The sequence below is a fragment of the Pseudarthrobacter sp. Y6 genome (assembly GCF_050156205.1).
Lineage (GTDB): Bacteria > Actinomycetota > Actinomycetes > Actinomycetales > Micrococcaceae > Arthrobacter.
Genome location: NZ_CP189574.1, coordinates 1,786,762 through 1,806,209, shown reverse-complemented (window position 1 = coordinate 1,806,209; position 19,448 = coordinate 1,786,762). Strand labels below are relative to the sequence as shown.

Sequence of the window (19,448 nt, the reverse complement as noted above, 5' to 3'; positions counted from 1 at the left end):
GTGGGGTGACAAATAGCGCTGCGAAAAGGCCGCCATTTATCGCTGAAAGTCACATGCCGGGCAGTAAATGGTTGACGCCTATCTCGGGTATACCCCAAACAGACGAGACCCTTGCCCGCAGGACTTCGGGCTACGCGAACGTATCGGAAAGGATCATATGAGACCCGTGCGGTCGCGGGCGGCACGAGAGAGAACGTCCGCGGTTTCCGCGGGGTGTGACCACATCGGCCAATGCCCGGTCGGCAGGTCGAGGTAGGTCACATCGCGCAGTTCTGCTATCGCGGCGAACATGGGGTCGCCGGAGGCGACGAGTTCTTTCACCGTGGTGCTGGGAAACGAGCAGCAGATAATCGTCGCTGGCACGGCATGACGCGCCGGATTCACCAGCTGGATGGGCTCGCGAACTGCTCCGGCAGGATGTGGAACAGCGTTGTCCCGGAACCGCTGGAGGGTTGCACCGTCCAGCCCATCGAGGCTGGCCCCGCTGGCTTCCAGCTCGGCGAACGGCGGTAGTGGCAACTCGACCGCATCCGGTCCGACATCGGGCCGCGGAACAGCACCCTGCGACGCCGGACCGCTGTCCAGATAGATCACGCGCGAAACGAGGTGAGGAACCGCATCGAGCACAGCGGTCACGACCGCCCCGGCTCCGCTGTGCGCGACGAGAACGACAGCATCCCCGACCGCACGCACGCACGCACTCACCGCGCTCACGTGGTCGGCGAACCGGATCCCGGCCCGCTCTGTCGCGGGGGACTCCAATCCCGGAAGTGTTATCGGATACGTTTGGTGCCCCTTGTGGCGGAGGTGTTCGGAGACGGTTTCCCACGCCCAGGACCCCAACCAGTAGCCGGGGACGAGGACGACGGGCGATTCAGTATTTGCAGTAGTGATCATGGTCCCAGTGTCCAGCAGCAAGATGACACCCTTATGGCACTATTAAAGAATGAATCGAACCGATCGTCTTTACGCGATTCGGGAGGAATTGCGCAGGTCCGGGGGAATGGGAAGAACCGCCGAGCAGTTGGCCGACGCGTTCGAGATCAGCGTCCGGACGGTCAAGCGCGACATCTCCGCGCTCCAGCACAGTGGCTTCCCGGTCTGGGCGCGACTCGGACGCATCGGCGGCTATGTGGTCGATGCCGCCGCAACACTGCCGCCGGTGAACATCACCGCTGCGGAGGCCACCGCACTGACGGCAGCGCTGGCCTCACACCGCGGGCAGCCCTTCTACGCCGAAGGACAGGCAGCGCTTGTCAAGATCCTCGCCGTCATGGATGACAGCGCCCGTGTCCGATCGGCCCGTCTCGCCGCACGAATCTGGATCAACGACGACGACACCCGAACACAGACCGGCCGCGTTCTTCCCACAATCGAACGTGCCATACAGGACCGACGCGTTATCACACTCTCCTACCGCGACAAAAACGGCACGGTCACATCTCGACGCATCGACCCGCAGTTGCTCGCCCGCACCGACGACCACTGGCACCTCGTCGCCCACTGCCAGCTCCGCCACGCCGTCCGCTGGTTCCGCATCGACCGAATCGTCAACGCCACCCTCACAACCGAAACAGCACAGGATCTCCCACTCACCGACCTCGGCCACCCACCCGCTACCGCGCAACCGCTGAGCATCCAGCGAATCCCCGCTAACGACAACGGCACGAGCCCCGACCGCTGACCCAATTGCTTCGCTGCCGGGTTACAGCAGGGAAACCGCCACTACGTTCCGGGCTCGTGCACGCTTTCCCAGCCTGCCGCTTAGCGTAGGATTTCGCGCTAATTCTGTCGCGACCCGGAGCAGGCCCAGGACCTTGGCCTCGTGCTTGTCGCCCAGGGCCGCGGTCGGATTCCCCATCGCGTCCTCTTCCTGGGCCGGCGCGGGGATTCGGCCCAGCCGGACATCCAGCTTGCGGACGGCCGCGAACTCGCAGACTGAACCGGCAACAATGTCGGTAGCGGACAGGATCAGGTCGTCCGCGAGTCTCGGGTCGGGATTTGGTAGGAAAAACACTTGTGCCTCCGGTACGTCGTTACTGCTTACTGATTCTCATGCGTAGACCCGGCCCACCTCGGGACGGCCCGCCGTCATTGGGAGGGTGTGGGCCATGCGTCGAAGACCGTCGCCAGGGCGATGAGGATGATGCCCAGCGCGGCCAGGACGAGACCGCCAAGCATCGGGGTCACTCGCCACGGTGGCCAAGCGCGCCCTGGAGATTGACCCGGTCAACGTCTACCCGGTCGTCCCCCCTCCTACTTCAGCACTTTCTACTCCGCGCTGGCCCAGGCCACCACGGGCCAGGTCATCGTGGACGGCGGCGACACGAAAGCTGCCCTGACCACCGCGCTGACCCGGCTGCAGGAACGCCCTGTCGCCCTCCTCCAGCACCCCGCATACTGGGGCCCGGCCGGCCAGGAGTTCACCTTCGACGCATCGGCCTCCTACTCGCCCAACTCCTCGATCGTGAAGTACGACTGGGATTACAACGGTGATGGGACCTACGAACAATCCGGCTCCTCCGCCGTCGCCAGGCACACCTACGCGGCCAACTCGGACGGAGTGATGCAGGTCCGTATGACGGACGCCAACGGCCTTGTGGCCAACGCATCGGCCGCCGTTCACGTCGGCTCCGGGCCCCGCGACAACCTCCCCGCCGCACCGTTGAACGTGAAGGCTGTAGCAACCTCCACGACCGGCACCACGAGCACCGTCCAGGTGACCTGGGAGTCCAGCGACCCACGGGTCGGCGTCTGGGGCCTCAGTGTCGACGGCATCCCGGCAGGGGTCGTCGACACGGCGGCACGGACTGCCACGATCACCGACGTCTCACGGACGAAAGCCACCGAGATCGGGGTCGTCGGGTTCACCGCGGACCACGCCATGGGAGACACGGGAACGGTGACCCTCCCGGCGGCCGGACCGGCCTACACCTTCGGCGGCTTCCAAGCACCGTTGGATCCGGCGCCGGCCCTGAACGTCATGACAGCCGGACGGTCCGTGCCGATGAAGTTCAGCCTTGGCGGCGACTTCGGGCTGAACATTCTGACCGCAGGCTCTCCGACGTCGGTGCCGGTCACCTGTGACACCGGAGCCGCGCTGGCCGAGGTCGAGACGACGTCCACCGCGGGTGCCAGCAGCCTGTCCTACGACGCCGCCACGGGCACCTACACCTACGGCTGGAAGACAGACAAGGCGTGGGCCAACTCGTGCAGGATGTTCCAGATGAAACTCACTGACGGGACAGTCCACGCCGCCCTGTTCAAGTACAGGAACTAAAGCTCCGCCCAAGTATAGAAGCACCCCGCGCCTTCCGGTGCGGGGTGCTTCTCTTTTGCCGCGCGGACGCCTTCGCTACTTGCAGTTGGCGAGGATTCCGGCGATTGCGTCGTGCTCGGGCTGGGTCATCCACAGCTTGTACTCGGCCTTCACGGCGGTCTGCCGGGCCACGTACTCGCACCGGAACGCCTTGTTGGACGGCAGCCACGCGTCGGCCGAGGAGTCTGACTTCTGCATGTTGGCGGGGCCGTCCGCGGCCATCAAGTTCAGAGGGTCGTTGGCGAGCTGGAGACGGGCGTCGGCGCTGATCTGCTGGGCGCCCGTCTGCCAGGCCAGGGACAGCGGAGTAATGTGGTCGATCTGGACGTCGGCGGAGTTCTCGCCGCGGGTGAAGTTGATGGTCTTGCCGGTGTATTTGTCGGCGAGTTTCCCGGAGGCAATGACGCACTGCTTGGTGCCCGGCTTGGTCATCAGTTCGGTGAGGTCCCGGCGGAGGATGTCGTTGCGGGTGTCGCAGCCGTTGTGGTCGACGTCGGACCAGGCGGCGCCGAACTGCTCGCGGCTGTACCCGGTCTTCGGGGCTTTGCCCTTGATCGGTATGGTCGCCAGCTGCTGCACTGCCGTGGCGGTTTCGCCCGGGTTGGACGTACCGGCGGCCGTGGGCTGCGATGGTGCGGCAGCAGCCGCGCTATGGACCGCGTCGGCGACCTTGTTTCCGACCTGGGTTGCGGTGTTGCAACCGGCGAGAGAGCCTGCGAGAAGCAGGCCGGTCAGGACGGTCAAGGACTTGGTGGCGGCGGAGCGGGTGATCTTCATGTTCCTTCATGTGTGCGGCACCCCGGACTTCCGGACCCGGGCAATCCAGACTAACCGCCGGGTCTTCAGCGGTTAGTCTGGCTCGCCGTCAGCGGATCAGGCGGCGGTCCGTTTCCCGGAAGACTTCACGCAGGTGGCGGGCGGCTCAGTGGCTGCCCGGGCCGAGGGCTATGGCATCCCCGCCGTACAGGTTGACGGCAACGACGTGGTGGCCGTCGTGGAGACCACCCGGCGGGCGCTGGCACACTGCCGGGCCGGAAACGGTCCCGTCCTCATCGAGGCCATGACCTACCGCCGCGGCCCGCACTCCACCTCCGATGACCCCGGCCGCTACCGCACCCTTGAGGAAGAGCACGACGACGCCGGCCAGGATCCGCTGGAACGATTCCGTCAGGTCCTGCTCGCCGACGGCGTCGCTGACGAGGAGTTCGTTGCCGCCGCCCTCGCCGCGGCCAAGGCGGAAGAGGGACAAATCCGGGAGGGACTCCAGGCCCTGGCGCCGCGCCCAGGCAGCGAAATGTTCAGCCTGGTGTTCCAGGAAACCACGCCCGCCCTGGAGGCCCAGGCTGCCGACTGGCGGAAGGAGTCCGAGCATGTCTAACTCGGTCATTGGATTTCGACAGGCTCAATCACCGGAAGGGAAGGCACAAACGCCGGAGGCCACCGTGATGTCAATGCAGCAGGCCCTGAACCGGGCCCTCGATGAGGTCCTCGCGGAAAACGCCAAAGCCGTCATCTTTGGCGAGGACTGTGGCCGGCTCGGCGGAGTCTTCAGGATCACGGACGGCCTGCAGGCAAAGTACGGCGAAGCCCGGGTCTTCGATACACCACTGGCGGAGTCCGGCATCCTGGGCATGTCCGTGGGCCTGGCCATGGCCGGTTTCCACCCGATCCCCGAGGTGCAGTTCGACGGCTTCGCCTACCCGGCCATCAACCAAATCGTCTGCCAGATCGCCAGGATGAACTACCGCAGCCGCGGCGCCTTGCCGATGCCCATCACCCTGCGCGTTCCCAGCTTCGGCGGCATCCGCGCCCCCGAACACCACGGCGAATCACTCGAGGCGCTCTTCGCCCACGTGCCGGGCCTGAAGGTGGTGTCGCCGTCGAACCCGCACGAGGCCTACCACCTCCTCAAGTACGCAGCCTCACGTCCGGATCCGGTGACCTTTATGGAGCCGAAGTCCCGCTACTGGCAAAAGGGTGAGGTTGACGTCGCCAACGCCGATGCCGGCGGCGGCTCCCCCACCGGCGCCAAGGTCATGCGCGAAGGCCGTCACCTCACGCTCGTGGCCTGGGGTGCCATGGTGGCGCGCTGCCTGCAGGTGGCCGACCTGGCCGCTGAGGACGGGGTGGACATCGAGGTCCTGGACCTGCGCTGGCTCAAGCCCATCGATGCCCAGGCACTGGTGACGTCCGTGGGGAAGACGCGGCGCGCCGTCGTCGTCCATGAAGCCCCACTGACCTCCGGCCTCGGTGCGGAAGTCGCACAGCTCATTACCCAGGGCTGCTTCAGGACCCTGAAAGCGCCGGTGGAACGTGTGACAGGCTTCGATGTCCCGTACCCCTCCGGTGGCCTGGAGGACGAATACATCCCCAACGTTGACCGGATCCTTAGCGGGATCCAGCGAGTATTGGAGTACCGCCGTGGCTGAAATTTCATTCCCGCTCCCGGACCTCGGCGAGGGCCTGATCGAGGCGACTGTGCTTGAGTGGCTGGTTTCACCCGGCGATCAGGTGGAGCGGAACCAGCCGCTGGTGGAGTTGGAAACCAGCAAATCGGCTGTTGAACTGCCCAGTCCGCAGGCAGGTAAAGTGGTGCGTACCTTCGGTGGGGCAGGCGACATGATCAACGTCGGCGAACCCCTGATCGTGTTCGAGGTGCCGGACAACATTGCCGGAATCGTGGGTACGGTCCCGAAGGATAAGGAACCGACGCGCCGGGTCCGCCTGAGCGCCGTACTTGATGAGGACTGACACCATGAGCGGCAGGCACACCGGCGAGATGCATTCCCACACCGTTGAGGGCACCGACCCCCAGCTGTACGTGGAGGTGCACGATCCCCAGCACGACGCCGGACTGCGCCCTGTGCTGCTGCTGCACGGCTTCTCCTCTTCCAGCAAGCTCAACTGGCATGACACCGGCTGGGTGGCCGCCCTGCTGGAGGCGGGCCGCCGCGTCATCACCGTGGACCTGCCCGGACACGGCCGCAGCGGCGCCCCCGAGGACATGGACTCCTACTCCCCCAGCCGGATCCGCGCGGACCTGCTGCAGATAGCGTTCGACGCCGGCGTGCGGCCATTGCACAACGGTGACCCCTCCAGCGGGGTGGACCTTGTGGGGTATTCGCTGGGCGCCCGGCTGGCCTGGGAATTCGGCGCCACCCAGCCCGAGATCGTCCACCGCCTCGTCCTGGGCGGACCGAACATCGCCGATCCGCTGGCAGCTTTTGACCTCATCGCCGCCCAGAACTACCTCGCCGACGGAACCCCCATCGCGGACGAGTCCACGGCCGGCCTGCTCAAGATGGCCATGCTCCTGCCGAGCAACAACATCTTCGCGCTGCTGTCCCTGGTGGATGCCATCAAAGCCGAACCCTTCGATCCTGCCGAAGCCGTTCCCCACATGCCCATGCTCCTTGTGGCCGGCGACCAGGATGAACGTGCGGCCACCATGCCGCAGCTTGCGGAACTCGGATTCCGGGCTGGCTCCATGGCTGAACAGCTGACGTTACCCGGGCGGAACCACACCAACGCCATCACCAGCCGGGCTTTCAAACAAGGCGCCATCGCTTTCCTGGGTGTCTGATCCCGGCCGTCTGATCCCTGATCAGGGGTTTCATAGCTCCCGCATAGGTTCCACTGTTTGGATCGTCAGATGCACGGTCCCTCCCAGCCACGCCCGCCGCACGTCGGCCGCCCTACACCACCGTTCCGTCCTGGTGGCTGCCGCCGGTTTCTCGCCGTAGTCCTGATCGCCGCCGTCTACATGCTGGCGCCTGCCCGGCCCGGGAAGGGAGCGGCATCGCGCACATCGACAGGCATCGACACCTTTGCAAACTCCGCCCCGATTGACGCGGGCCTGGACCTGCACCAGCGTTCGGCGTCCCTCGACGATCCCCTCGGCGCCTTCACCTCGGGATTCCAGATCCAGACGATGGTCCAGGACAGCAATAACGTCGTGGAGCCTGCTGATCGACGCCGTGGGCCGTTCCGGACTCTCGGAGTACGCCGCCTCCATCGACTTCACCTATGACCCCGAGGTGAACACGCTCTCGACCGCCGACATGGCCCATGTCCTGGCGGAACTGTTCGAGGGCCGGCTCCTGGACCAGGAGCATACGGAGCAGCTGCTGTCCTACATGCAGGACACCAACTACGAAAACCTCATTCCGGCCGCAGTTCCGGACGGCGTCACCGTCTTCCACAAATACGGGCTGCTCGATGACGAACTCCACGACGCCGCCATCGTCTCCATGTCCTCCCGCAGCTACGTGCTGGTGGTTTTCGCGAAGGGTACCGACCTGAGCGACATCCCTGAACGGACGGTGGTGATCCAGGACATCACCAATGCCGTTACCGCCGCCCTCGAGTAACTCAGCAGTGCGCGGCCGGCAGTATCCCCGCTTCCCGGCGCGGCGGCAGAAGGTAGGCTGGAAGCGGGGCGGAGACAGCCGGAGAGGGAACAATGAGCACGCGTTTTGAAGACCGCACCGATGCCGGTGAGCGGCTGGCGGCGGTGCTCACCCAGTTCCGGGAACGCCCCGACACCATCGTCCTGGGGCTGGCCCGCGGCGGAATCCCCGTGGCCGCCGCAGCTGCCAAGGCCCTGTACCTGCCACTCGGCGCCGTTCTTGTCCGGAAACTCGGCATCCCCGGCCACGACGAAACAGCGTTCGGCGCGCTGGCCTGGTCCGGAGGCCGGATGGTGCGCCTGCTCAACCGTCCCCTGATCACCCGCATCCTGGACCACGGCGTCCGCCAGGAATGGCTGGACGAAGTGGAGGCACGCGAGAGGGCCGAGCTGCTCCGCCGGGCCGGGACCTACCCGGGGATCAGCAACCACCTCACCGGCAAGACAGTCCTCCTGCTCGACGACGGCCTGGCCACCGGAGCTACCATGCGCGCCGCCGTCGAGGCCGCCCGTTCCAGTGGTGCGGCACGGGTCGTTGCCGCAGCACCGGTGGGTTCCGTGGAAGCCTACGCGGCCGTGTCGCGGGTGTGCGATGCCGTGCTGTGCCTACATCTGCCGGGCAAGTTCCGCGCCGTGGGCAGCTTCTACCGGCACTTCGAACAATTGACCGATGAGGACGCCATCAGCCTGCTGAACCAGTAGGCTGCCCACGGCAACACCGGGCCCTCACGGCAAACGGCGGGCGCAAGCCAGATGGCCGGAACCCGCCGTTCTGCGATGCGGACAACCTTAGTGGTGGCTGCTGACGCCGAGCGGGTTGCCCTTCGTCTCCTTGGCAAGCAAAACTCCGACAGCCGAAATCACGCACAGGATCATGATGTAGATGCCGATGGATCCGGTCCATTTAGTGCTCAGCAGCAGCGTCTCCGCAATGGTCGCAGCGAAAGCACCACCCAGGATCGCACCGAAGGCGTACCCGATGGAGATGCCCGAGTAGCGGACATTGGCCGGGAACATCTCGGCGTACATGGCCGACATGGGGCCGTAGGAAAGACCAAGGCCGATGGTCAGGACAAACAGCGCCACACCGTATAGCCAGATGTTCCTGGTATCGATCAGGGCAAACATCGGGATCATCCAAACGAAGATGATCGCATAACCGATCAGGAAAGTCTTGACCCGGCCGATCCGGTCCGAGAGCCAGCCGCCTGCGAGGGTGAAGATCAGCCAGCCGAAGGAGGCAAGGGTGGTGGCGAGCAGGATTTCCGGGACCGGCATCTTCAACGTCCTGGTGGCGTAGGAGATGAAGAAGGCAATCAACAGGTAGCCAGCGGCGTTGTTGGCGATGAAGATCATGGTCGAGTAGAGCACGGGCCTCTTATGGCTACGAATGAGCTCGCTGAGGGGCGCCCTGCTTTCGGTCTTTCGCGCCGCCATCTCCTGGAAGACTGGGCTCTCGGCCACAGCCCGCCGGATCAGGTATCCCACCACAATAAGCACGATGGACAGCAGGAACGGCACCCGCCAGCCCCACGACGCGAAGTCTTCCTTGGACATGTTCGAGTTGAGTATGAAGAGCAGGCCGGTGGCCAGGATCATGCCGACCGGGACACCGATCTGCGGGTACGCGCCGAACACACCGCGCCGGCTCTTGGGCGCGTGTTCCACTGCCATCAGGGCAGCGCCGCCCCATTCGCCGCCTGCGGAGAAGCCCTGGGCAATGCGGAGGATGATCAGCAGGATGGGGGCCCAGACGCCGATCTGCGCATAGGTCGGCAGCATGCCGATCAGTGAAGTGGCTGCGCCCATCATCAGGAGGGTGAAGACCAGCATGGCCTTGCGTCCGAGCCTGTCACCAAGGTGGCCGGCAACGACGGCTCCCAGCGGGCGGAACAGGAAGCTGATGCCGATGAGGGCGAAGGACAGGATCTGGGCCAGGCCCGGGTTGGATTCGTTCAGCGGAGCCAGGAACAGCGGGGACAGCAGCGTGCCCGTCAGCTGCGCGAAGATGAAGAAGTCGTACCACTCGATGGTGGTGCCGACCAGCGTTGCTGCGAGGACCTTGCGTTCCTCGTGCTTGCTGCTCGGGCCCGCCTCGGAATCGACGCGTGAAGTTTCGGTCATTGGAACTCCGTGGCTTGGGGCAGCCGGGTTGGGGATTACGGCTGCCGACGGTGGATTCAGACCGTCCGAATTACCGATCGAACGGTCAGTAAGTATGACGTTACGCGAAGATGTGACGAAACGCACTACTTTTCTTGATTCTTCGCGCGGATCAGTTCCATAGTTGAACTGCCTTTTCGAAAATCAGCACGAAGTATTACGAAATCAGCGCACAGCCAGCGTGCGGGAAGCACCATCACGGCACACGGGCAGCGCCCGTGCAGCCGCCTAGGATGGAATCCATGACCCCCACCGCAGTCCCCGCCGGAGCAGCTCAGGCTTCGCCGTCCCAGACCCTTTCGCGCGGAATACGGGCACTGGAAATCCTGGCCGCGGCGCAGGCGCCATTGACCATTGCGGAACTTGCAGACGCCATGGGGGTTCACCGTTCTGTGGCCTACCGGATCCTGAGGACCCTGGAAGACCACTCCTTACTGGTGCGCGATGACGCGGGAAAAGTCCAGCCAGGGCCCGGTCTCGCTGTCCTGGCGAGGGGCGTTGCCCGCAACCTGCAGACGGCGGCCCTGCCGGAGCTGACACAACTCGCCAATGCGCTGAACATGAGTGCCTTTGTGGCCGTCTGGGACCGCGATGACTGTGTCACCCTGGTCACCGTGGACCCGCGGCATACCGGCGCCGCCATTGTCCAGCATCCCGGCTCCCGGCATCCCATCAGCGCCGGTGCCCCCGGAATTGCGATCCAGTCAGCCTACTCGGAAGCAGATTGGCATGCGGCTGCCCCGGGAATCCCCTACCGGCCCGAGGCCGGAACCGCACGGCACCGGGGCTATGCCGCCAGCCATGATGAAGTCATCGCCGGCGTCTCCTCGATGGCAGTTCCGGTCAGGGTCCCTGGCGGCCGGCCGGCCGCGCTGGCCGTCGTCTACATCCGGGCAGCCCAGAATCCGTACGAAATCGCCGCGGCGCTGATGGCGGGCGCCGGGCGCATTGAGGCCCAGCTGGGCTGACCACTGCACACGCGGCGGTGGCCCGGCGTCGGTTAGTGGCGTTTGCGGAGAATGGCCGCGGCCGCGGCACCAAGCACCAGCAAGCCGCCTGCGGCTACAACAGGCACAACGAATGCGGCGTGGTAGCCGTGGGCCTGCGCGAGCTGGCCACCAACAGCGGCCCCCAACGCGGTTCCCGCCACGATCCCGCTGGCCAGAGCCGTCATCACGGTCCCCAGCCGTTCTACCGGCGCCACCAGGCCTCCGATTGCGAAGACCGTGACCATCACGGGACCCACCGGCATTCCCAGGACCAGAAGCACCGCGACCATGCCGCCCAACGATCCCGGGACCAGAAGCAGCAACGCGAGCACATTCATCAGAGCCGCGCTGACCAGCCACCGGGCGGCCGGGGTGAAGCGCTGGGGCCAGTACGCCACGGACAGGGCTGCGGCGGCCGAACTCAATCCCATGACCGCATACAGCAGTCCGGCGATTTCGGAGGTGGCGAAACTAGCGGAGAAGGAGCTCAAAGCCGTCTGGGCGGACCCGAAGAAGGTGCCCATGGCCACCATCGCCAGGACGGGCAGTGCGACAACGGCGGGAATCCTGGCTGCCTTACGCGAGGCTGCGGAGCCCCGGTTCAGGGGAACCGCCTTGTGGGTGGAGTGCACGGCAAAGGCCGGCACCAGCGTGATGGTCATGGCTGCAGCCAGGGCCAACGGGAGCCAAGGGGCCACCAGGCTGGCCAGGATTCCCACAAGAGCCGGCCCCAGGACGAACGTCAGCTCATCGGCCGTGCCCTCGTAGGACAGGGCCGTGTCCAGATCCCTGCCGGCCTTCCCTCCCTTGCCCCGCGAGGTGAGTGCCATCCAGCGCACCCTGGCCAGCGGCCCTACCTGCGGGCAGCTGGCACCAGCAAGGAACGCGGCGGCGATCACGGCCACGGGAAAGGATCCGGCTTCGGGCGCAGCCCAGGCCGTGCCGATCAGCGCCAGGACCGCCAAGGTGTTGAGCACCGCCGCAACCAGGAGGACGGGACGCTGCCCCCTGCGGTCTGCGAGGGCACCAAAGACCGGGGCGCCGAGGGCCGAGCCGATCCCCACGGCACCGGCGGCAGTGCCACCCAGCGCGTAGGAGCCGGTCACGGACGTGACGAGAGTCAGGGCGCCGACGGTAAGCATGGCCAAGGGCAGCCGGGCGAACAGGCCCAAGGGGATAAAGCTGCGGCCGGCGAGGTGCGGGAGCCTGGCGAACCGCCCCGTCGGCGGAGAGTTCAGGACCTGGGGCGACGGCGGGACTTGGCCCGATTCAGGGACTTGGCCCGATGTTGGGACGGCAGTGGCACCGGCGCTGGCGGGAATCGCCGCAGCGGAGGCCGGCGCAGTGTCAGGAGGGAGAGGCGCTTCCAGGGAAGAAGGTAGGGAGGACATCGTTGAAGAGTTCAAGGTTCCGGGCTCGTTCGGTAATGCGCATCGTCCCTCCTCCCGATGCGCGCGACCCGGTAACTGTTCAATTATATAGGCCGGTTGGGCCAGTCCGGCCCGCCATGGCCGCCGTCACACCAGCGCCCCGGCGGCGTCGGAAATGCGGAGGGTGGAACCGTTCCGGCCCTTGAGGACCTGGAGCTGGGTTCCGATGCGCTGTTTCATCTCCCCCACATGGCTGACGAGACCCACCACGCGCCCGCCGTCGCGAAGGCCTTCGAGGGCATCCATGACCTGTTCCAGGGATTGTTCGTCCAGGCTGCCGAAACCCTCGTCTACAAAGAGCGTCTCGATCTGGATGCCGCCGGATTCCTGCTGCACAACGTCTGCCAGCCCCAGGGCGAGGGACAGGGACGCCATAAAGGATTCGCCGCCGGAAAGTGTGGAGGTATCCCGGCGGTGTCCGGTCCACTGGTCCACCACTTCCAGGCCCAACCCGGATTTCGCGCCGCGCGCGGCCTTGGCGTCTGAGTGCTGGAGAAGGTAGCGGCCATCGCTCATGGCGACCAGGCGTTCGGAAGCAGCCAATGCCACCTGTTCAAGCCGTGCCGCGAGGACGTAGCTGTTCAGGCTCATGCGGTACGTGTTGTCCCCACGGCCTGCGGCGGTATCAGCCAGGGCGGTCAGCAGCTGGGCGCGTTCCCTGGGAACCCGCCCGGAACCGGCCAGCTGTTCGTAGTCAGTGCGGACAGCGGCCAGCGATTCCACACAGCGCAAGGCCATACCGGCGGCGAGATCGGCGCCGCGTGCCTCCTGCCCGGCCTGCTCCGCGGCGGCTTGCAGCTCGGCGAGGAGGGCTTCGTCCACCAGGGGATGGGCTGATTCTTCCGTCAGTGCCAGCAACAGATCCTCGGATGCGAACAGCTCCGCAATCCGCGCTTGTTCGTCCTGGCCGGCCCGGACCTCAGCCAGCAGGGCATCGGCATCGTTGGCCGACAGCAGCTGCGCCCGGGCTTCCACGTCCGAGCTGAAGCCAGCCTCCGGCAATGCCAGTTCAAGCTGGATTCGTGCTTCCGCGGCCCTGGCCTTGGCTCTGCTGAGCAAGACCTGGGCCTCCACGGCCTTTTCCAGTGTGGCGGCGGCGCCCTGCAGCGACCGCAGCCGGTGCGTGAGGCTGCGGTGACCGCCACGCAGCGCGGACAGGGCGCTGTCAAGGGACGCCAGCTGGTCCACCAGTCCCGAGAATTCAGCGCTGACGTGCGCGAGTTCGGATGCTGCGCTGTGCCTGGCGGAATCCGCTGCGGTATTTCTGGCTTCCGCGGCTTCAAGCTGTTGCCGGAGGTCTGCGAGGTTTTTCACCGCCAGCTGCGACTCTCCGGCGGCGGTGCGGGCCGACTCGAAGGCCGCAACCGCATCCTCTTCGGGCATGTCCCCGCCCTGGCCTTCAAGGACAGCCACCAACTGGTTTGCGTCACCCAACTCACGGGCCCGCGCTGCCAGCTTTGTCTCCGCGGCCTCATGGTCCTGCTGGGCGGCTTCCTCGGCCTGGCTGAGGCCCAGCGCTGACGCCACAGCCTCCGCGGGAGCCGGGTGGTCCGCACTGCCACAAACGGGGCAGGCCTCCCCCTCGGCCAGCTGGGCGGCGAGCTCGGCGGCGGCGTTGGCGAGTCTTTCCTCGCGCAGGTCCAGCCAGCGGTGTTTCTTCTCGAGCTGGATCTCCCGGGACGCCGAGTGACGCTCCGTGGCCAGTCCCTGCGCCGCACGTGCAGCCGCATAGCGCCGGACGACGTCAAGAAGTTCTTCAGCCGCAGCCGCTTCCTTGGCATGGAGGACGGCGGCTGAGGCCAGTTCCGCCATGGGCTCGAGGCCTGCGGTCAGGGTTTCCTGCTCCACGCGGAGGGCCTGCAGCGAAACGCCCAGGTCAATGTCCTTTTGTGTGAGTTCCTGCCGCTTCGTAGTGAGCGCGGCGCGTCTGGCAATAAGCGAATGGAGGCGTTCCTCGTCCGGCAATCTGGCTTCCACAACGGCCAACAGGGACCGGAGGCGGCCGAGCTCACCAGCGATGTCAAGAGCCCCTGCGGCGGAGAGCCCGGCATCGGCGTGGTCCGCATCCAAGGCCCCAAGGTCCAGCTGGTCCAGTTCGGGGTCTTCGTCCGCCGCCATCCGCAGCAGTGTGATGGCGGACTCCATGGCTCCCGCCGCGTGCCGGACCTGGGTCTGGCTGGACTGGGCAGCCTGCAGCTGACCTGTGAGCACCTCGGCGCGGCGGTGTTGTTCGAGCCGGGCGGCATGCAGCTCCAGGGATGGCAGGGCTGCCTCAGCCGCTGCCTTCCGGGCCCCGGCGGCTGCCAACCTGCGGTGCCGTTCCCGCCGCGCGGACTCGCTCTCCAGCCGGCCTGACGTGTGCCTGCTGACGGCCGCCGCGGCCTCAGCCGCGGCAGCCAGTTCCCCTGCGCGGTGGGCCACTGTTTCCTGCAGCCATTCGATCCGGGCAGCGGATTCCTCCTGGGCAGGGGCTGCAGAATCATCAATGGCCAGCGCGGCGGCCTCGGCTTCGGCGCGACCCGCCAGCAGCTCAAGCTCCCCGTTCAGCCGGGCAACATCGCTCCGCGCGGCCTGGGCCTGCGCCGACAGTTCCTGTTCCAGTGCCTCGAACCGCTGGGTGCCGAAGAGCTTTTGCAACAGTTCCAGGCGATCGGCTGCCTTGGACCGAAGGAAGGCGGCAAAATCGCCCTGCGGCAGCATGACCACGCGTGTGAACTGTTCCCGGTCCATTCCCAGCAGGGCGGTGATTTCAGCGCCAGCTTCATCGTTGCGTCCGGATCTGTCTGTCCAGGTCCCGCTGATGCGCTCCCTGAGGAGCGTTTTGGCCTGCTGTGTGGTGAAGCCGTTCTTCCCCCGGGCGCTGGGTTTATCCCAGGCCGGCGACCTGGTTACTTCGAAGTGGCGGCCCTGGGCGGAAAACTCGCAGGTGACCGCCGGTTCGAGCGACGGCTCGGCATGATCGCTGCGCAGGCGCTTACCCTCCTGGCGCGCCCCAGGCACGGATCCGTACAGCGCAAAGCAGACGGCGTCCAGCACGCTGGTCTTCCCTGCTCCGGTGGGGCCGTTGAGGAGGAAGAGTCCGTGGGCGCTCAACCTGTCGAAGTCGATTTCCTCGGTACCCGCAAAGGGCCCGAAGGCGGAGATGACAAGGCGATGGATCCTCATAGCGATGCCTCCCTGAGGCGTACGTTATCCAGCGCCGCGGCGATGGCCGACCGCTCGGCGTCGTCCGCGTCCCGCCCCCGCACATGATCGAGGAATCCGCAGCAGAGCGAGAGATCATCCTGGGCTTCGGCGAGCCGGCTGCTGTAGCTTTTGGGCGCCTTGACGGCGCCGCCCTGCGGATCAAACCCGAGGACCAGCGTGTCCGAAAAACGGGCCCGCAGTCGCTCCATTGCCTGCGCGGGCCTCTGCTCATCCGTGAGGGTGATCTGGCAGTACGCTCCTTCGGCCCAGGAATGCTCCGCGGACTCCAGGAGCTCTGAGATTTCTCCCCGGAGCACGGCCAGCTTCCGCGGGGCTTCCCACGACAGTTCCGATACGCCGGTCACGCCTTCCGGGCCGACGTCGATCAGCCAGCTTCCCTTGGTGTGCTTGGCTTCGGAGAACGAGTAGGCCAGGGGCGATCCCGAGTACCTGACCTGCGGCGACAGGGTCTGCCGGCCGTGCAGGTGCCCCAGCGCGGTGTAGCTGAATCCGTCGAACAGGTCCAGGGGCACGGCTCCGACCCCGCCGATGCTGAGGTCCCGCTCACTGTCGGAGCTGATCCCGCCGCTGGCGAACGTGTGGGCGAGGACCACCGAATGGACGGTTCCCGCTGCACTGCGCTGCGCGAGGTCCGCCCGGATGCGGTCAGTGGCGGCGCGGGTGACTTCGAAGTGGCTGGCGGTTTCTGCACCAAGTTGTTCGGCGACGAGGCGCGGTTCCAGCCAGGGGATTCCATAGATGGCCAGGACGGCGCCGGGCGACTCCCCGTCACCTGTGCCCAGCGGCAGGACGACTGGCTGGTCCAGGTCCGCCAGCCTGGTCCGCAAGTGGACGCCGCCACGTTCCAGCAGCCGCGAGGCGAATCCCAGCCGGATGGCGGAGTCGTGGTTGCCGGATGTCAGCACCACCGTGGCGCCGGCCGCCGTGAGCCGCACCAGGGCATCGTCCAACAGCCCCACAACGTCGACGCCGGGCAGGGCGCGGTCGTAGACATCGCCGGCGATCAGGACAACGTCGACGGCGTTTCCGGTGACGGCGCTGACTAGCTGATCAACAAATGACCGCTGGGCGTCCAGCATCCCGACGCCGTGGAAGGACCTGCCCAAGTGCCAGTCCGATGTGTGCAATAACCGCATATTCTTACGCTAGCGGCTGCCACCGACAGTTTAGGAAACCGCCGCAACAGGCCGTTGCCCAGTCAGGCCAGCTAGCCGCGCTTTCCGTCGAAGAATTCCTGTGCGTCGTCGCGGCTGTCCGGCTCGTCATCGGCGGCATGAGCCGGGGCGGGCTTGGCCGGGGCAGCTGCCTTGGCAGGCACCGCAGCGGCCTCGTCGGCGGCGTCGGCATCCTCGTCGTCGTCGAAATCCTCAACGTCGTCGGCGGCACTGTCGTCAATCACTGATCCGTCAGCGGCTGATCCAGCGGCAGCAACCGGCTCGGCGAACCCACGGAAGACCAGCCCGGCTATGGCCGCGCCTGCCAAAGGAGCAACCCAGAAAAGCCACAGCTGCTCAAGGGACCAGCTGGAGCTGAAGAGGGCCGAGGCAGTGGCGCGGGCGGGGTTGAACGGCGCGTTGCCCACGGACAGGCCTAGCTGCAGCAGAACGGCGAAGGCGAGGCCCACGGCTACGGCGGCTGCCGTCTTGTTGATGTTGTTGCGTGCCGTGGTGCCCAGGAAGACTGCGACCAGGATGGCGGCCCCGAGTACTTCCAGCAGGAGCACACCGGCGAGGGGCGCCTGGATAATGGAATGTTCGCCGAATCCGGCGGTCACGGTGTCGAACGCCGTGCGGCTGTCCTGAATGCCAGGCAGGGTCCGCAGGATGCCGAAGAGTGCGAGGGCGCCCAGAAGCCCGCCCACCAGCTGCGCGCCGATGTACGCGGCGGCGTCGCTGAGCCGGATCCGGCCGGCGACGGCGTGGCCAACGGTCACCGCCGGGTTGAAGTGTCCGCCGGAAACGTAGCCGAAGGCCAGCATCGCCGCGGTCACTGCCAGGCCTGCTGCGAGCGCGGCGGGCAGCGGGCTGGACTGCGGAATGGAGAACAGCGGCACGCCCAGGCCTGCCACCACGATAAAAAGGCTGCCAAAGGCTTCCGCAGACAGCCTGGACACCAGCCCGTGCCGGATTTCGGCACCGCTGCCGGCAGTCAGCCCGGAGGCGGGATCACGGTGGACGGGCACAGGCGTGGTCATGGTGGGGCAATCCTTATCGTTGGGGTGTGGTGCCTTTGCATTCTGCCAAGGGATTCTGGGCGTTGGCTGAGTCCGAGCTTAGTGGACGGACGGCGTGGCGCCCCTGCGCGTTCCACCGCCGTCCCGCGGTAAATTTACTGTCATGAGCATTGAACCGGACGCCGTTTCCGCGCCCCCGCTGAAGTCCCGCATCCACGGCTGCCTCCTGGGCGGGGCATTGGGCGACTCGCTGGGCTACGCGGTGGAGTTCGACTCGATCGAGGCCATCCGCCGGCGCTTCGGCCCCGAGGGCCTGACGGACCTGGCAGCGCTCGACGGCGGCAGTCACTTTTCAGACGACACGCAGCTGACGCTGTACACCGTGGACGGGCTGGTGGAGGTGCTCGAATGGGCCAATGACGGCGTGGGTGCCGATGCGAACGCCTGCCTGTGGCTGGCGTATTTGCGCTGGCTGGACACCCAGGGCGAGTCCGTACCGCCGCAGGCCCCGTCACAGCCGCCGCGGTGGATCGACGGCAACGAGGTGCTGAGGCACCGCCGCGCCCCGGGTAACGCCTGCATCAGCGGGCTGGCCACCGGCGAAATGGGAACGGTTTACCGGCCGGTGAACCCGGACTCGAAGGGCCGCGGAACGGTGAAGCGGTCGGCACCGTTCGGCCTGATTCCCTACATAGCGCCCGACGCCGTCTATAAGTTGAGTGCCGACGCCGCCGCCCTGACGCACGGCCATCCGTCCGCACGGCAGAGTGCCGGCAGCTTCAGCCTGCTGATCCACCGCCTGGTGGCCGGTGACACCCTGGCGGAGGCGGCGGCGGCAGTCCTGGCCGAGGTCCGTGGCCTGAAGGATGTGGCCGCGGAACTTCCCGAGCGGCTTGAAGCGGCCATCCGCTGCGCGGGAACAGGCGTCCTGTCTCCCGAGGAACTGGTTCGGCAGCTCGGCGAGGGCTGGGTCGCGGAGGAGGCGTTCGCCGTCGGGCTCTACGCTGTCCTGGCCACAGCGCCGGACGCGGACTCCACCCTGTCGCCGGAGGACCATTTCCGGGCGGCCATTGCGCTGGCCGTCAACCACAGCGGCGGCAGTGATTCCACGGGATCGATCGCGGGAAACATCCTGGGCGCCTTCTACGGCGAAGAGTGCCTGCCCCCGGAATGGCTCGACGCCCTCGAAGGGCCGGACGTCATCCGCGGCGTGGCAGATCTCCTGGTGGGCGTTACGACCGCCTGAGCGCGACATTGTTGCAGGCCTCGCAGATGTCCTCCGGGATCAGGCCCCGGCGCTGCAGCACTCCGAAGATGACGCAGCCCAGGCAGAATCCGGCGAAAGCCTCCAGCGAGGCAGCCGCAATGAGTACCGCGACCGCAATCCAGGCTGCGGGGGCAGCACCGGCAAGGAACAGGATCAGCGCCGTAGTGGACACCCCCGTTCCCATGCCCTGGGCAAAACGCTTGGGCGGTCCGGGAACCAGGCGAACGCGGCCCAGGCGGGGCGCCAGGACCTTGACGGAGAGCAATGCCAGGGGCGAAATCCGTGGCCCGAAGAGCACCCGCAGCCAGAAGCCCGCGGCGATCAGCACCAGTCCCCAGACGGACCCGCTCAGCAGTGTGGCGCCCGCCAGCAGCACTACCAGGCCGGCGGTGATCCGGGCCGCGTACTCATTGACGGGGTTGGGAAAGGCGAACACGGCGGACCAGTTGATTCCGGTTGTTTGGCCGTCCGTTAGTTTGCTCATCCTGCAAG

At 66.5% G+C, this 19,448-nt stretch carries 19 protein-coding genes and 1 pseudogene; 11 read left to right on the top strand and 9 right to left on the bottom strand.

Going from position 1 to position 19,448, the window contains the following annotated elements; translation table 11 throughout:
• Window positions 1-153: 153 nt before the first annotated feature.
• Window positions 154-897 carry an alpha/beta fold hydrolase gene (locus ACQCSW_RS08620; protein WP_426990364.1) on the bottom strand — a complete coding sequence of 248 codons (744 nt, stop codon included), beginning with the start codon at window positions 895-897 and terminating at the stop codon, window positions 154-156.
• Window positions 898-946: 49 nt separating this feature from the next.
• Here ACQCSW_RS08620 and ACQCSW_RS08615 point away from each other — a divergent pair, with 49 nt between their 5' ends.
• Window positions 947-1,684 (top strand): helix-turn-helix transcriptional regulator, encoded by a 738-nt coding sequence (locus ACQCSW_RS08615; protein ID WP_426990363.1) that lies wholly within the window; start codon window positions 947-949, stop codon window positions 1,682-1,684.
• Window positions 1,685-1,705: 21 nt separating this feature from the next.
• Here the strand turns inward: ACQCSW_RS08615 and ACQCSW_RS08610 are convergent, their stop codons facing one another.
• On the bottom strand, window positions 1,706-2,017 hold the full coding sequence (locus tag ACQCSW_RS08610; protein WP_426990361.1) for a hypothetical protein: 312 nt from the start codon (window positions 2,015-2,017) through the stop codon (window positions 1,706-1,708).
• A gap of 294 nt (window positions 2,018-2,311) precedes the next feature.
• On the opposite strand from ACQCSW_RS08610, the gene ACQCSW_RS08605 reads away from it, so the two are divergent.
• A complete protein-coding gene (locus tag ACQCSW_RS08605; RefSeq protein ID WP_426990360.1) occupies window positions 2,312-3,280 on the top strand; it encodes a PxKF domain-containing protein in 969 nt (322 codons plus the stop codon).
• 75 nt (window positions 3,281-3,355) lie between these two features.
• Here ACQCSW_RS08605 and ACQCSW_RS08600 read toward each other — a convergent pair whose 3' ends face one another.
• The gene (locus tag ACQCSW_RS08600; protein WP_426990359.1) at window positions 3,356-4,096 is read right to left on the bottom strand and encodes an HNH endonuclease family protein; all 741 of its coding nucleotides are present in this window, start codon (window positions 4,094-4,096) and stop codon (window positions 3,356-3,358) included.
• 130 nt (window positions 4,097-4,226) lie between these two features.
• On the opposite strand from ACQCSW_RS08600, the pseudogene ACQCSW_RS08595 reads away from it, so the two are divergent.
• From ACQCSW_RS08595 to ACQCSW_RS08565, 7 genes and pseudogenes are all read left to right on the top strand, one after another.
• A pseudogene (locus ACQCSW_RS08595) lies at window positions 4,227-4,697 on the top strand (thiamine pyrophosphate-dependent enzyme); the annotation flags it as partial.
• Window positions 4,698-4,764: 67 nt separating this feature from the next.
• Window positions 4,765-5,748: an alpha-ketoacid dehydrogenase subunit beta gene (locus ACQCSW_RS08590; protein WP_426990358.1), complete on the top strand. Its 984-nt coding sequence runs from the start codon at window positions 4,765-4,767 to the stop codon at window positions 5,746-5,748.
• Window positions 5,741-6,070: a biotin/lipoyl-containing protein gene (locus ACQCSW_RS08585; protein WP_426990357.1), complete on the top strand. Its 330-nt coding sequence runs from the start codon at window positions 5,741-5,743 to the stop codon at window positions 6,068-6,070. Before ACQCSW_RS08590 ends, ACQCSW_RS08585 begins: the two co-directional genes overlap by 8 nt.
• A gap of 4 nt (window positions 6,071-6,074) precedes the next feature.
• Window positions 6,075-6,902, top strand: a complete 828-nt coding sequence (locus ACQCSW_RS08580; protein ID WP_426990356.1) for an alpha/beta fold hydrolase — start codon at window positions 6,075-6,077, stop codon at window positions 6,900-6,902.
• Between the two features lie 69 nt (window positions 6,903-6,971).
• Window positions 6,972-7,349: a hypothetical protein gene (locus tag ACQCSW_RS08575; protein WP_426990355.1), complete on the top strand. Its 378-nt coding sequence runs from the start codon at window positions 6,972-6,974 to the stop codon at window positions 7,347-7,349.
• Window positions 7,297-7,689, top strand: coding sequence for a serine hydrolase (locus ACQCSW_RS08570; protein WP_426990354.1), 393 nt, complete (start codon window positions 7,297-7,299; stop codon window positions 7,687-7,689). Before ACQCSW_RS08575 ends, ACQCSW_RS08570 begins: the two co-directional genes overlap by 53 nt.
• 92 nt (window positions 7,690-7,781) lie before the next feature.
• Window positions 7,782-8,429 (top strand): phosphoribosyltransferase, encoded by a 648-nt coding sequence (locus ACQCSW_RS08565; protein ID WP_426990353.1) that lies wholly within the window; start codon window positions 7,782-7,784, stop codon window positions 8,427-8,429.
• A gap of 87 nt (window positions 8,430-8,516) precedes the next feature.
• Here the strand turns inward: ACQCSW_RS08565 and ACQCSW_RS08560 are convergent, their stop codons facing one another.
• On the bottom strand, window positions 8,517-9,851 hold the full coding sequence (locus tag ACQCSW_RS08560) for an MFS transporter (protein ID WP_426990352.1): 1,335 nt from the start codon (window positions 9,849-9,851) through the stop codon (window positions 8,517-8,519).
• Window positions 9,852-10,132: 281 nt separating this feature from the next.
• Between ACQCSW_RS08560 and ACQCSW_RS08555 the strand changes: the two genes are divergently transcribed.
• Window positions 10,133-10,858 (top strand): IclR family transcriptional regulator, encoded by a 726-nt coding sequence (locus ACQCSW_RS08555; protein WP_426990351.1) that lies wholly within the window; start codon window positions 10,133-10,135, stop codon window positions 10,856-10,858.
• A 32-nt stretch (window positions 10,859-10,890) separates the two neighbouring features.
• Here the strand turns inward: ACQCSW_RS08555 and ACQCSW_RS08550 are convergent, their stop codons facing one another.
• The 4 genes from ACQCSW_RS08550 to ACQCSW_RS08535 form a co-directional block, all read right to left on the bottom strand.
• Window positions 10,891-12,270: an MFS transporter gene (locus tag ACQCSW_RS08550; protein ID WP_426990350.1), complete on the bottom strand. Its 1,380-nt coding sequence runs from the start codon at window positions 12,268-12,270 to the stop codon at window positions 10,891-10,893.
• A 126-nt stretch (window positions 12,271-12,396) separates the two neighbouring features.
• Entirely contained in the window at window positions 12,397-15,474 is a 3,078-nt protein-coding gene (locus ACQCSW_RS08545; protein ID WP_426990349.1) for an AAA family ATPase, read from the bottom strand.
• Window positions 15,471-16,652 (bottom strand): exonuclease SbcCD subunit D, encoded by a 1,182-nt coding sequence (locus tag ACQCSW_RS08540; RefSeq protein WP_354250903.1) that lies wholly within the window; start codon window positions 16,650-16,652, stop codon window positions 15,471-15,473. The genes ACQCSW_RS08545 and ACQCSW_RS08540 overlap by 4 nt, the downstream gene beginning before the upstream one ends.
• 71 nt (window positions 16,653-16,723) lie before the next feature.
• A complete protein-coding gene (locus ACQCSW_RS08535) occupies window positions 16,724-17,710 on the bottom strand; it encodes an MIP/aquaporin family protein (RefSeq protein ID WP_426990348.1) in 987 nt (328 codons plus the stop codon).
• Between the two features lie 142 nt (window positions 17,711-17,852).
• On the opposite strand from ACQCSW_RS08535, the gene ACQCSW_RS08530 reads away from it, so the two are divergent.
• Entirely contained in the window at window positions 17,853-18,935 is a 1,083-nt protein-coding gene (locus ACQCSW_RS08530) for an ADP-ribosylglycohydrolase family protein (RefSeq protein ID WP_426990347.1), read from the top strand.
• On the opposite strand, the gene ACQCSW_RS08525 is transcribed toward ACQCSW_RS08530, so the two are convergent.
• A complete protein-coding gene (locus ACQCSW_RS08525; protein WP_354250900.1) occupies window positions 18,922-19,440 on the bottom strand; it encodes a DUF4395 domain-containing protein in 519 nt (172 codons plus the stop codon). The genes ACQCSW_RS08530 and ACQCSW_RS08525 overlap by 14 nt on opposite strands.
• Window positions 19,441-19,448 lie beyond the last annotated feature (8 nt).